Genomic DNA, 13,222 nt, shown 5'->3' with positions numbered 1-13,222 from the left:
ATACCCCTGCTTTGGCTCCACTGGATTCTCGATGAACTTTAACGGAGAAACTCAAATATGTATCGTCTATACTATTCACCGGGAGCCTGTTCACTTGCAGTGCATATCGCGCTCGAAGAAGTCGGCGTCGCCTATGAACTGGAGTTGCGATCGACAAGAGACAGCGAAGGCACTTCCGCACCGGACTTTCTTGCTGTTAATCCGAAGGGGCGCGTGCCGGCACTTCTCGGTGTTCCCGGTCGCTCCGGCGGTGCTGAAAATCTGTTGACAGAAGCGCCAGCCATCCTGATCTATCTCGCGGAAACTCACTCGAATGCCAATCTGCTTCCAGCCGAGTTTCATGTCAGAGCCCGATGCATCGAGTGGCTGAACTGGTTGTCGGGAACTGTTCACAGTATGTCGTACGGTCAGTTGTGGAGACCGCAACGCTTCGTATCTGATAAGGCGCTGTTCGCGTCCGTGCAAGCCAAAGGTCGAACCAATCTTATCGAACAGTATGCATATATTGAGAGCATCATGTCCGATGGACGCAGCTGGGCGGTGCCAAATGGATACAGCGTGGCCGACGCATTTCTTCTCGTTTTCTGGATTTGGGGCAAGCGTATCGGCTTCGACATGCACGACGCCTATCCTGCATGGACACGCGCCACTGTAAGGACCCTCAACCGTCCTGCTGTAAGACGCGCCCTCCTGCAAGAAGGTCAGGAAATCGAACCTGTACAGAGCCGCGCTCAAGTATAACGCGCAAATTTAATTCAGCTGACGGAAGATGTTTTCCGTCAGCAAACCCGGATGCCTCTTATAGACCAAACCGGAAATTTGCGGAACTTGTCGCGATAACGCGGCACAATACATTCCCCCTCACCAGCAATCAGGCGCCAGTGAGTGTCGCCAATCTCGGCAAGAACCGCTCGCCGACGACCAGCTCCAACTATTCGAAACTCGGGCCACGTCTTATCGCGCCTTCTGCTGTTCAGCGTCCCTGCTGCATAGCTGGGATCGGCATCGATGATGTAAATCAAACGCCACATCGGGATTAGGTCAGTGCACGGGTACTTAACGCACACTGTTACCAGCGACGGGTGTACCTTGCCAGCCAGCATTTCGCAATCCATCCACCAGAGCAGAGGCGATAGTATCTGTAGCCTGATGTTTTTTGTATACCCCAAACGGATCTCTAGCCAGTTCAGGTGAAATCTGCGCCATCCGGGCCAACGCTTTTATTGCCTCCTCCTTGCGACCCAATTTACCCTCAGCGATAGCCACGAACGACCAGCTTATTGCCGAGCCATCCACACTTGATGCCAAGGCAAGCTTAAGCATTTCATCATATCGGTTCTTCAAATAACAATCGATCACAACGAGATGGTAATACCAACCCGGCGGATTTACTGATTTTTCAATCGCTTTCTGAAGCATCGTGACACCTTCATTGAATTTGCCACGAACAGCCAGCCGCCATCCCAGTTGAGCCAAAGTGTCCGGATCGTTCGGATTGAGTTTGAGGGCCTCTCGTTGATATTGTTCGCTCAGCGCGAAATCCCCCATGTAATGATAAATCGATCCCAGTGCTTTCAATGCGTTGATATTTTTGCCGTCCAGGGACAAACCATGCAAGGCTGAACTCAGACCTCGTTCGTAAGCGACCGATCTATCGTTGTCGGGAGCCCAGCCAAAACGGCCTGCATCCATCTGCAACCATCCCAGCATTGCCCAGGCGTCAGCATACCCCGGGTCTCTTTCAACAGCCTTTTCCAGGCATGCAATGGCAGGTTTGAAATGATCCAGACTCAATGATCTTCTGTATTCATATGCCATCATAACACAGTCGTAACTCGCGGAACTGGTGGAACTCCAATTCAGCAGTTTCGAATTCTTTCGATTTCGGATTATTCCATATGGTTCGCTCAATGCTGATGCTGCCGATGCAGAAATATCATCCTCGATATTCAGCAAGGAACCGGGCGAATAATCCCGATTATACTCGCCAATCCATACAATCTGCCGCGTTCCCGCGTTTAGCAGGCGAGCCGTGACGCGTAGCGATGAATTATCTTCCGTTAGTATGACTGTACCATCGAGAAGATAATCAAGCCCCATGTCGCGAGCATTTGAAACCGGATCTGCACCATTTTCATCTTCCTCGTGCAGAGAGTACAACCTGATATCGGGAAACTTGTCCAGGTTTCTGATCAGGGCATCCGTCATCCGCGGGCCAAGAGAATCTTTCTTGGCCAGTGCACCATAGGTCACAAATGGGAGTACCGCGATCGCCGGACCATGAACAATTTCTCCATTTGTTGTTCGAAACCAGTACAAACTGCCCAAAAGCAAGAGACCAGCTACAAGCGCGGCTCCTGACAGCCCTACCCCGCTCCAGGGAAATGAAAGCATGAACTGCCAGCCAACCCTTTTCCTTGTGGTAGACTGACGTTTGTCTTCCCGATCAGGTGTGGCTAAACCCGGGAGTACTAACGCCTCCTCCACTACAGGGATATACTGGCCTTTCGGTATCGTGATCCTCAAAGGATTGTTGCGCCCGGCCGAAACGTAATAGCTATCTAGATCGTGCCTTAATCTTCTGGCTTCCAGGCGCACGATTGGATCGGTCTGAGGATCGAAATTTTCATCGCGACCAAATACAACTGTTGCGATTGTGTATCCTTTAAGCCCGTTTTCCCGCCCTGCCAGAAGCTCTCCTATAAGATAGTTCAGTAACTGCCTGCGTCTCGGCGTAGAACGAAAGTCAGTACTATCCAGAATCCTTTGTAACTCGGCAAGAACCGCCTCCTTGCGCGGATGCACCCGAGATGCAGGCATACTGTTCGTGTCGATTGGCATAGAGGTTTATCCCAGACTGCTGTTCCGCCAATGATGCAGCCAATAACGCACACCAACTTGCCAGCTAACAGATTGTTCTCCACCCTTGACCAGTCTGGCCACTTTCAAGATATTTGGCACAATCCTCATTTATTCCCCCCTATCATATTAGCATATATTGTAATATTATTGTACGCATTATTCAATTTTATATTTCAAGAATTGCTCTATTCAAAGTTCGGTTGAACATAGTACTTATTTTCCGCTTAACTCCTTGGGACGGAAGTGATGTGATTGGTGCCGAACAGCCCGCATTCAGGCTATTCCACTCGTGCCAGGTTCATCCGATCCCCCGTATAAAGCATTTCTATTTAATTGAATCAGATCAACTCACTAACCATATATTGTGAGATGCTTATTCAACCGATAACCGTTGCATATTTTTCGGAATACGCTCTACGGTTGCCGCGAAGCTCTCGTCTTCGCTTCGGACGCGGTTGCACGGGTCCAACGATACCTTCACGAACCTATATAACGCCTGGCGAATGGCCATACCGTATTATGAATTCCTGAAACTGATGTGACTTCCACGAACCTCTGCTAAAAATGAAAAACATGTAGGTTTATGTTGATGAATTTGTTACGAAGCCGTCCAATGCCCATTGATAAACCGACGTGTCGGTTCGAAAGAAACCCAATCGCGGCGTAGCAAGATCAAGAATACAAAAAACAACTGCGGTCCACACTATCGTCAATGCAAACATCCAGACCCGGACATGACTTCCTTTAACTCCGAACTGATAACCGAGAGAGAACATGCTGGTTACCATTGCCCCGATCAGCAGCCAGAAAACCTGCCTGGGGGAGTGGCGTGCCAAACGCAACTCTTTGAGCCGTAGTTGCATCAAACATTTCATTTACAGACGTTAATAATAAGACTGTAACAGGGCCGGCTCTTTGCCTGCGATTTCTATCATGTGTTTCCCGATATATCTGCAAAGCTGACGTCCGAGCGTTTAGGTCGTCCAGAATAAATTCGTCTTGCCCCATCTTCGCAAACTGCAGTCTGATACTCGGATAGTCTTCAATCAATTTTGCAACCGGAGTGGTCCCTCCGTCCGAAATCAATTTGGCCCGCAACCATACGGTTCCTATCGAATTTGCTTCGAGCAACGCGCCTTCACGGCGCTCACTGAACCGGGTCGTGGAATATAATAGGGTGAGAGCGAGGAGAAACGCGAGTAAGCCCAACATACCCGTCACAACCACACCTATATTCTCCAAATGCTTTTGAACGGACTGTCTTCTGAAACACCCGAACCAATAGCCAGTTTCATGCGCAAATAATTGCCCGATCAAAAGTAACGCTGCAACTGTTAAATAACTTCACTTTTCAAGTTCTATTACCACATGCATTCAGTATCTCAGGAGAAATATTAACACGCAGTTCATTGTTTATTTTCATCTTTGTATTGAAACAACACCTTCACTTATTCAAAAAAACATTCTTAGAACTGTATCTCTAACATAATGTATCGGAAATTAATCATTATATAATTAACTAATTCAACTTTTAATTTCTGAGATCGGTTGATTCTTTCTGATTATTCTTTACGTGAACAGTGGCATTCTCGCCCCAATGCGCAGATGCAAAATCGTGCCACGCAGCAAGTTTCTATTGTCTCCACCAATCGTCACCGCTGGAGACCGCCAAAAAGCAGCAATATGGATGACCTCGCCCAACGACACGTCAATCTGCCTCGGCATTATTCAGCGTTTACTGAAATAACACTTCCGTTATGCATCACGTTGCAGCTTGCATACTTCCCCTCAGCATTTAACCTCACTTCGTAAGTGTTCGCGTCGATTCTCCGGGAACTAACGGGAAGCGTTTTACTTGGATTGGTTGACAGCGCCCTTGCTGCTTCGTTCGCACACACCAGCTGTAGATCGGCCGGCGCTGTCTCAACAGCTGTTCTCGACATCTGATCAGGCGTTGGTCCATCACTTACGCATCCTGCAAGAACAAACGACAACGGCGCTGCAAACACAGAAAACCTAACCTTGCTCGAAATACAGAAATTTTCTGATAGCATCAGTTTCCTCCCTAGATCCCTTTGTAAAGCGCCGCACCTTGCATCAGAACGACCACTTTTGCTCCTACCTTTACTCGTGAATAGAGATCTGTAACATCATCGTTATTCATGCGAACACAACCGGACGAAACGTCCAGGCCGATAGTCCACGGCTCGGGTGTCCCGTGTATCCGGTAAATGGTGTCCTGATCGCCGCTGTATAAATAAAGCGCGCGTGCCCCCAACGGGTTATCCGGCCCGCCCGACATCCCACCGGCATACTTTACCGCATTCGGATCGCGTGCCACCATTTCCGCTGGCGGAGTCCAGGTCGGCCACTCCGCCATTCGACCGACCCGAACTATGCCAGCCCATCCAAACCCCTCCCGTCCAACGCCTATTCCATAACGAACCGCCTGCTGACCGGGTTGAACCAGATAGAGGAAATGCTGATTACCATCGATAATGATCGTACCGGGTTCTTCCGCGGTCCTGAATGGGACGACCTGGCGTCGAAAGGCCTCGGGGACCTGTCCATTCTTTTTGTAATACTGGTAGGCTTTGGACCGATTGTAATCGCTCCATTGCCGGGTAGCAGGATTATAAACCTGCGTACCAGCTGCCCACGTCAATCCAGCGAAACTTGCAACCCCCACACCAGCTAGGACAAGGGCTGACAGAATTCGCTGTTTGGGTAGTAAGCGAAGTGGACGTGTTTTGTTCATTGAACCCATCCCTTAATGCGAGCCTTGTGCGAAGCAACCCAGCTAACCGCGAAGTCGTAGGGCTTTTGTTTCTTTACTTCGACTGCGTATGCCATCTGTGAAGCTTCATCGGGTGTAAAGTTAATATTGTTCAAAAACTTGACAACGTCCGGATGCCGTTTGACCAGGGAAGCCGCATAACCAACCTGAACCTGGCCTGTTGACCATGCAGTTCTAGCGGTCGATTTTGTAAACCACGCTGGATCGTCTATCGGTAAAGTAATCATCCATTGGGAAGCATCATGTTCTGGTTCGGTCAGTCGCTGTATATCGTGAAGCTTAAACACATAGTGGGGCGCATAACAGGCGAAAACCATGGGTTGGCCGGTCGCTTCCGCGGCGTCCACTGCGGCCATTCCAACGTCTTCACTGGCTTCAAGTAAATCCAGATTCTTCGAATAGCCGTAGCTTTTGGCGCGGATTTTTTCAATTGGCGTCATCGACCAGGAAGCAGCTCCCACCCACATTTCCCCCTTGCCATCACCATTGGTGTCCAGCCTGGCGGTTTTCGCTGCATCATTGAGATCACTAATGTCTCGAATACCAACCGTTTCCACTGCCGCGCGAGTAGCGCATATTCCTTGCCATGCAGGCATACTTTTGGGGCTCAATGCCACTTTCTTTTCTTCATCGACATACTGTTTGACCAGATTATCGAGGTTAGGTCTCCAGATTTCGGGGTGAACATCCACCGTTCCCTTTTGGAGACCATTGAACGCCGTTAGCGTACCCATTTCCTCGACCTGGGCGTCCAATCCGAACTCATCCTTGATGACAACCTTCATAATATTTGCAGATACCTGACCAGACGGCCAGTTTGGCATGGCAATCACAAGGTCACTTGCTGATGAAGGAGCAACCCCAAAGCCAATGAACAATGTTGCTGCGAGCAGAGCTTTCCCGATCGGACAACGCATGCATCTCCTCCTGTACCAAGAGGAACAGGTTCCTCGAGTGTGACGGAAATGTCGAGCGTGCAACGGTAACAAGCATGATCTGTTACAGTAAATTCATGAGGCCCCAGGAATGAGCAGCGACTTTTCTTGCGGGCGGTATTTCCGAATTTCGATATTCAGACCAGTATCGGAACGCAGCAGCTTTCGATGTTCCGTTTCATTGGGTGTGACCGAATACCCCGGATCGATGAGGGCGTATCTGCCGCTCAACGGTGAAAATGAATCACACCTAGTTCATTCGAACCTCTCCACGGCCATGCCATACCTCCACAGGATTTCGGAGCGACGTTGGAGCAGTCTGACGATACGTGTCGTCATCCACCATGCCATGGTTTGGCTGGATACCGCATTCTGGAAAGACGTCGGCACCGAATAACGCCATCCCGTCGGTGCCGCGTGATGAATCAGTGCACCTTCAGGCAGCAACCCGGCTTCGTTTGAGCGTTTCGCTGGGTAACTCACCAAACAGGTCATGATACCATTTTGCAAATCGTCCAAGCTCGCTTATACCCCAATTATTGGCCACGACCGTTATAGTGCAATTGCGCTCCGCTTCACTGGCAAGATTCTGGCGGATGCGATGTAATCTAATCCTTCGCACATAGGCCTGAGGCGTTATGTCGATAATTTCGGCAAAGGCACGACACAACGTTCTGCGGGAGGCATTAGCCGCACTGGCAATCTCATCAAGCGACATGGGATGGGAGAGATTATCATATATATATGCTCTTGCACGGAGGAAAACTGCATTGTGGCGGTTGCGACTGGCGCGACGAAGAAGATCGACAGGGGGGCGTCCCAGGTGCTGGATAATTGCACTCAGGAGCTCTCGTGTGGCGTTACCCCCATTCGAGGTCCCGGAATGGATCAAACTGAACATATATGTCAGATGAGCAAGTGTATGGGGATCCATCTTGCGGGCATGGATACCAGTTCCGCCAAGCGTCGCTCTATCAAGAACAATGTCTTCGTCGGCAGCGAAACGCTCGAGCAGGTCCAGTGGAAGCGATGCAACTGCATAGATCGATCCCTCACTATACAATGCATCATGTTCGTCTCCGGCATGGAATATACCCATCTCGCCGGTTTCTACTTCTAGTAACCATTGGCGATTGCCCGGAGGCAAAATAAGTCCAACACCAATGCTTAACACATCGCACGACAACGGCCCCTGGAGGGCGACCTTTCCACCAATTTTGCCCGTTGAGCAGATAACACCATCTACTTCCGCATAAGCCAGACTTCCAGCATTCAGCTTGGTTGAACATTGCGTTGCCGTCAGATTGGCATGTCGGACAGCTTCGCTAAGATCGTCAATCTGGGAAATCGGTATACAAGTGAACGTCCCACCTTCAGTGTTCGAACCTCCTTCACTCATCTCGAGTCCCTCCCTCATGCGACATACCCAATTTTATGAATCGTTAAATTATTACAGATTTACCCTCATCATATTATAAATATAATTTGATATTTATCATAGAATCTTAATAAGATCGCAATCAACTCTGCATTGTATTTCTACGTTACTTATAGTTGATCGTATACAATACTTTAAGTTGCAGAGTGTATCCTTACCGATGGAGTCTCGATGCTACCAGAAGCGAATGAAACTATAAACTGCCTGAAGCGACGGTTACTTCACCAGCACGAAATTCGACTGCTACGGCATATCTATGGCCAAAGTTCATCTCGTCGTACTAGGGACTTGGAGCAATTGCCTTCAGCATTAATTCCCGCACTTCCTCCTCAATATCGCGACAAAGGCTTCGAAACTCCTCAGCTTTTCTTTCGTCGGCTCGCCAGCAATCAAACGCATTTTTTGCTGACACGTAATCGTCGCAGAGCAAACGAAAATCCAATGATTTCCAGTACAGTGCTCGAATTATCGCCTCATGGTCCGGAAACCGTTGAACGATCACATTCAGGTTCGACACGATCACAGCCTCCCGGATACGCTTTCTCCCCAAGCACATTGTTCAATAGTTACATTTTACGCTAGGTTCGCACATGTACGAACACGTTGCTTACTGTAACATTTTGAAAACTACTTGCTTTGGGCCGTTATCATTATAACCTCAGTCCCGATAACGGATTCAGACAAAAGCAATAGCAAGGATGGCCCGTAGAGATCCGTTATTCGCCAGCGCTCAGCGAGAAGATTGGAAACTGCAGAGATGATCAATACAACCAGGATATGCGCACTTGTCATCACGGGTGCAACGCTACTTGCTACGGGATACCATTCAACTGCAGCGGATCTCGGACCGGCTATCGTGCCGGAACTGAAGCCTGTCGACGATGGTTGGAGAATATCCGTATCTCCCTATTTTTGGGGCGCGGGTCTTTCAGGGGATGTCGGAAGTTTCGGGCTTCCCTCTGTCCATCTCGATGCGTCGTTTGGCGATGTGTGGGACAATCTCGACTTCGCCGCGATGATTGCCGGTGAGGCGCGACGGGGACCATACAGTATATTCGGAGACATCATCTATTCTGATCTGTCCGGGACCAGCGCAACACCACGCGGAGTTCTTGCGACGGAGGCAACCGTCGACAGCAGGACTTTCGCCGGCCTCTTTGGAGCAGGATATACCATTCTCGGGGATGAGCTTAGCTACCTTGACGTCGTTGGTGGCCTGAGGGTCTGGTCTGCAAAAACTGAAATTTCGTTCAATGGCGGTCTGCTTGACGGGCGGGAGGTCAGTGACAGTGCAACCTGGGTTGACGCGATGGCCGGCGTGAGAGGGGTATACTCCTTCACTCCGAATTTATTTCTGACAGGCTGGGGCCTTGTAGGTGCAGGTGGCGCGGATGTCGACTGGGACGTTGCCGCCGCACTTGGCTACAGATTCAATGAAACTGTTTCAGCAACGCTTGGCTACCGCGCTCTGGGTGTTGACTACAGCAATGACGGATTCGAGTTCGACGTCGTTGAGAAAGGGCCGATACTGGGCCTGACGATAAAGTTCTAATCAGCCGGATTGATCAGTTTTTGCTGGATCATTCAACCGATGAGGATATTCCTCACCGATGGGAGGATAAGATGAATGATAGAAACTTTTTTTCCAGTAATCGAATAAAGCGTTTTTCGCTCCTGCTGGTGAGCACGACATTCCTCGCGCTATCTGGCGGTGGAGCCTCAGCTCAACAACCATCAGCAACTCCGGCCACTGCTGTAACTGAGCCGCAGAACGCCAGCAAAGCCATGTTGAATGATGAGGAGATGCAGATCCTTGTCGCACGTATCGCGCTTTATCCAGATGAACTCGTTGCACTCATAACCTCAGCGTCGCTTTATCCTCTACAAGTCGTGGAAGCACAGCGGTTTCTGGAAGCAGTCAAAACAAATTCTTCCCTCAAGCCAAAGGAAGAATGGGACGGTAGCGTGATATCGCTGCTAAATTATCCTCAGATCGTCAAAATGATGAGCGACGACCTTGAATGGACGCAGGCAATCGGCAACGCAGTCGCCAGTCAGCAGAAAGACCTTCTTGTTGCCATTCAGACGCTCCGGGACAAAGCAGTCGCGGATGGCGTCATAAAGAGCGACGACAAGGTGCAGGTCACAAAAGAAAACAATAATGTGGTCATTAAGTCCGCTGATCCGCAGAAAATCTATGTACCTCAGTATGAACCACAGATGCTCTACGAACCGGGCTATGCCATAGCGCCTGTATCTTATTATCCTGATCCTTACCCCAATTACTATTACCCGACCGCAACCTATTTTGCAGGTTTTGTAACCGGGGCTGTTTTTGCAGCGGCCGTCGACTGGGATGACTGGGGCGTCTGGGGCGGTCGCTATGATGGAGCTGATATTGATATAGACTGCAATCGCTGCATGAATAATATCGATGTTGATGGCCGCGTTAACTTCAATGATGTTGACTGGAAGAACGTAGACCGTAGCAAACTCAAGTTCGATCACAACCAGTATTCGAAGATCGACAGCACGAACATACGTTCTCGTCTGGAAAAAACCGGTGGTGACAATATCAGAAACCGGGCCCAGTCATTAAAAACCGAAAAGACAGGGGCGAGACAGAACAAGATCAGCGCTTCGTCTATCAAGGACGTAAGAGCAAACAAGGTACAAGGCAACCGTAAAGCCGCCAATCCTCAGTCTCACGTCAAGAACAGACCATCGAAACCCGCACAAACCCATAACCGACCAGCTCACAACGTAAAACATACTATGGCCAGCAAACGGGATGTCCGACCGAAACGACCTTCCGGCCTCGGTGAGGTTCGCCCAAGAGCATCTGCACACATGAGCTCCAACCGTGGTGGTCGTGCGATGGGTGGTGGGCATCAGTTTGAACGCAGGTCAATGGGAGGCGGGCATGCCCGCATGCCACACGGACATCGACGCTAACCGGTGGAGGTACATGCCATGAAGTGGATTAATCGTTGCACAGCAATGGCTTCCATTGCGTCTGTCTTTACAGGGTTTGTTTTGTCGATTTCTCCCGTAGCAGCTGCAGGTAATGATGATCTCGCCAGGTTGCTTTCAGATAAATTACCTGCAGAGTTCGCGACCGTCGAAGACGCCGTGGCAGGGTTCAAGGAAGCGGTTCAGTCAGAAAACCTGGACCGGATGGCTGACATTCTCGGATTAAAGCCGGAGCTTCTCAAGGATTCAGACGGCATTGCAGACACGCTCGCTCTGATCAAAGTCGGAATATCTCGTCGAATCGGACTTGAGACGCAGGGTGATTATCACGTCATCGAAGTTGGTGAAATCCTGTGGCCTTTCCCGTTTCCCGTTGCCAAAATGGAGGATGGAAAGTTTGCATTTGACCCCGTGCTGGGGATAGAGGAGATCGTCAACCGGCGTGTCGGTGAAAACGAAATCCAGACCATCGAAACCATACGCTCCTATATCGACGCTCAGGAAGAGTATGCCAGTGCTGATCACGATGGCGATGGCGTACTGGAGTATGCACAAAAAATCGTCAGCAGTCCCGGCGAGAAAGATGGCCTTCTCTGGCCCGATGTCGATGGTGACGACCCAAGCCCTGCCTCCCCCTTGCTCGATTTTTCGCAACTCGATCAATCAGCCGTGGATGGATACTTTGGCTATCGCTATAAGGTTCTGACACGCCAGGGAGACAACATCGCAGGCGGCGCATTTGATTACACCATAAACGGCAACATGATAGCCGGATATGCCCTTGTAGCATGGCCGGTGAAATACGGTGAGACCGGAGTTAATACATTCGTGGTCAATCGTAATGGTATCGTTTATCAGGCTGATCTTGGTGCAGAAACCAACAAGATCGCGCCGTCGATCAAACAATTCAATCCCGATGACCGTTGGTCGATCGTGGACGATTGACCAATGTCAGCACCCGTTGATAGCGCTCGACAATCAGGTGAACGTCCGGTCCCAGAAGCTGCTTCGCGTCTGGATTTTCATGCGGCCCATGGAGGTATGTTTTTCGAGCTTCAGCGCAGATTACACCTTCTGCATGAAAATGCGCTGAGAACGGGCAAACGGGCACTGATGTTCGTGGCACTCGCATGGGGTGGTCTGCTTGTGCTTGTGCTGCCAACATACTTCTCAGACAAGCCAATGATATGGAATTTCATTTCAGATCCGGGCCCATCTGTACGGTTTATAGTGGGAATTGCAGCATTCATCTTGTCCGAAAAATACATCGATGCTGGCCTTCGGACAAAGCTTTTACAATTCAACCGCGCGCCGCTGATTGCACCTTCATCTCAGCCTAAGGCTCTTAGTGCCCTGAACACTGCACTTAAAAGACGGGACTCCGGAACCGCGGAACTGATCTGCCTGCTTCTGGCGATTGCAGGCGCCTATGCGGCGTATGTCAATTTCAAAAGCCTCCCCGCAACCAACTGGAGCGTGACTGTATCCGGTAGCACGCCGATGTTGACGCCGGCCGGATGGTGGTGTGTTTGTTTCAGCTCGCCTTTATTTCTGTTTTTAATGTTTCGAGGACTTTGGCGACACGTTGTATGGGCAAGGTTGCTTCGCATGATTGCCGCCCTTGAGTTACGTCTCACGGCGACCCATCCCGACAGAAAAGGAGGACTGGCTTTTCTGGCTGAGTACCCCAACGCCTACGTGGCATTCGTTTTTGGGTTGAGTAGTTCCATTGCGACGGTTGTAGCCAAACATGTATGGGAGGACGGGCTTTCAGCGAACGCTTTAGCTACCGTGATGATTGGTTGGCTACTCGTGGTTCTGATTTTCTTCGCATACCCGCTTTCTGCATTCACCGGCCCTTTGTCGCGGTTGAAACGCAGTACCGTTTCAGTCCTGTCTGCACTGGCGACCAGACAACAGCGTACTACCGAACGCAAAATAATCGGCGGAAACATTGCAGCTCCAAGCAAAAATGAAACAGACTACGCCAACGGAAATCCGGAAAATCTGGCGGATTACTATTCCAGCGTCTGTAAAATTTCCACCGTTCTTCTCAGTCGCAACTCTTTGATGCCTGTTTGTGCTTCTGCGATATTACCTTTTGCGATTGTAGGAATGACACAGCTTCCATTCAAAGAAGTCTTTTCCGTACTTAAGAAAATACTTCTTGTCTAGATTGTGTGGCATCATCGACGTTGGGTTTCGTAACGAGCGGAG

9 protein-coding genes are annotated in these 13,222 nt (G+C 49.9%); 5 read left to right on the top strand and 4 right to left on the bottom strand.

Annotated features, from left to right (window positions below; genetic code table 11):
• Nucleotides 1–57: 57 nt before the first annotated feature.
• Entirely contained in the window at nucleotides 58–741 is a 684-nt protein-coding gene (locus AAE521_RS06585) for a glutathione S-transferase family protein (protein WP_342060788.1), read from the top strand.
• 315 nt (nucleotides 742–1,056) lie between these two features.
• Here the strand turns inward: AAE521_RS06585 and AAE521_RS06580 are convergent, their stop codons facing one another.
• From AAE521_RS06580 to AAE521_RS06565, 4 genes are all read right to left on the bottom strand, one after another.
• Entirely contained in the window at nucleotides 1,057–2,841 is a 1,785-nt protein-coding gene (locus AAE521_RS06580) for a tetratricopeptide repeat protein (protein ID WP_342060787.1), read from the bottom strand.
• A 2,086-nt stretch (nucleotides 2,842–4,927) separates the two neighbouring features.
• On the bottom strand, nucleotides 4,928–5,620 hold the full coding sequence (locus AAE521_RS06575) for a L,D-transpeptidase (protein WP_143132746.1): 693 nt from the start codon (nucleotides 5,618–5,620) through the stop codon (nucleotides 4,928–4,930).
• The gene (locus tag AAE521_RS06570) at nucleotides 5,617–6,576 is read right to left on the bottom strand and encodes an ABC transporter substrate-binding protein (protein ID WP_342060786.1); all 960 of its coding nucleotides are present in this window, start codon (nucleotides 6,574–6,576) and stop codon (nucleotides 5,617–5,619) included. Before AAE521_RS06570 ends, AAE521_RS06575 begins: the two co-directional genes overlap by 4 nt.
• A gap of 454 nt (nucleotides 6,577–7,030) precedes the next feature.
• Entirely contained in the window at nucleotides 7,031–7,993 is a 963-nt protein-coding gene (locus tag AAE521_RS06565) for a helix-turn-helix domain-containing protein (protein ID WP_342060785.1), read from the bottom strand.
• Nucleotides 7,994–8,789: 796 nt separating this feature from the next.
• Here AAE521_RS06565 and AAE521_RS06560 point away from each other — a divergent pair.
• From AAE521_RS06560 to AAE521_RS06545, 4 genes are all read left to right on the top strand, one after another.
• The gene (locus tag AAE521_RS06560) at nucleotides 8,790–9,584 is read left to right on the top strand and encodes a hypothetical protein (RefSeq protein ID WP_071631675.1); all 795 of its coding nucleotides are present in this window, start codon (nucleotides 8,790–8,792) and stop codon (nucleotides 9,582–9,584) included.
• 71 nt (nucleotides 9,585–9,655) lie between these two features.
• A complete protein-coding gene (locus tag AAE521_RS06555; protein WP_342060784.1) occupies nucleotides 9,656–10,987 on the top strand; it encodes a DUF3300 domain-containing protein in 1,332 nt (443 codons plus the stop codon).
• 18 nt (nucleotides 10,988–11,005) lie between these two features.
• Nucleotides 11,006–11,950 carry a DUF2950 family protein gene (locus tag AAE521_RS06550; protein WP_342060783.1) on the top strand — a complete coding sequence of 315 codons (945 nt, stop codon included), beginning with the start codon at nucleotides 11,006–11,008 and terminating at the stop codon, nucleotides 11,948–11,950.
• A 3-nt stretch (nucleotides 11,951–11,953) separates the two neighbouring features.
• A complete protein-coding gene (locus AAE521_RS06545) occupies nucleotides 11,954–13,180 on the top strand; it encodes a hypothetical protein (RefSeq protein WP_071631678.1) in 1,227 nt (408 codons plus the stop codon).
• Nucleotides 13,181–13,222 lie beyond the last annotated feature (42 nt).

It is taken from the genome of Brucella cytisi, from assembly GCF_038433355.1.
Lineage (GTDB): Bacteria > Pseudomonadota > Alphaproteobacteria > Rhizobiales > Rhizobiaceae > Brucella > Brucella cytisi.
Note: the sequence above shows the minus strand (reverse complement) of the source record. Positions and strands in the feature narration are given on the sequence as shown.

Excerpts from the sequence above, each read along its gene's own strand:
- AAE521_RS06580 (WP_342060787.1), bottom strand. The coding sequence starts at position 2,841 with ATGCCAATCGACACGAACAGTATGCCTGCATCTCGGGTGCATCCGCGC.
- AAE521_RS06585 (WP_342060788.1), top strand. The coding sequence starts at position 58 with ATGTATCGTCTATACTATTCACCGGGAGCCTGTTCACTTGCAGTGCAT.
- AAE521_RS06575 (WP_143132746.1), bottom strand. The coding sequence starts at position 5,620 with ATGAACAAAACACGTCCACTTCGCTTACTACCCAAACAGCGAATTCTG.
- AAE521_RS06570 (WP_342060786.1), bottom strand. The coding sequence starts at position 6,576 with ATGCGTTGTCCGATCGGGAAAGCTCTGCTCGCAGCAACATTGTTCATT.
- AAE521_RS06565 (WP_342060785.1), bottom strand. The coding sequence starts at position 7,993 with ATGAGTGAAGGAGGTTCGAACACTGAAGGTGGGACGTTCACTTGTATA.
- AAE521_RS06555 (WP_342060784.1), top strand. The coding sequence starts at position 9,656 with ATGAATGATAGAAACTTTTTTTCCAGTAATCGAATAAAGCGTTTTTCG.
- AAE521_RS06545 (WP_071631678.1), top strand. The coding sequence starts at position 11,954 with ATGTCAGCACCCGTTGATAGCGCTCGACAATCAGGTGAACGTCCGGTC.
- AAE521_RS06560 (WP_071631675.1), top strand. The coding sequence starts at position 8,790 with ATGATCAATACAACCAGGATATGCGCACTTGTCATCACGGGTGCAACG.
- AAE521_RS06550 (WP_342060783.1), top strand. The coding sequence starts at position 11,006 with ATGAAGTGGATTAATCGTTGCACAGCAATGGCTTCCATTGCGTCTGTC.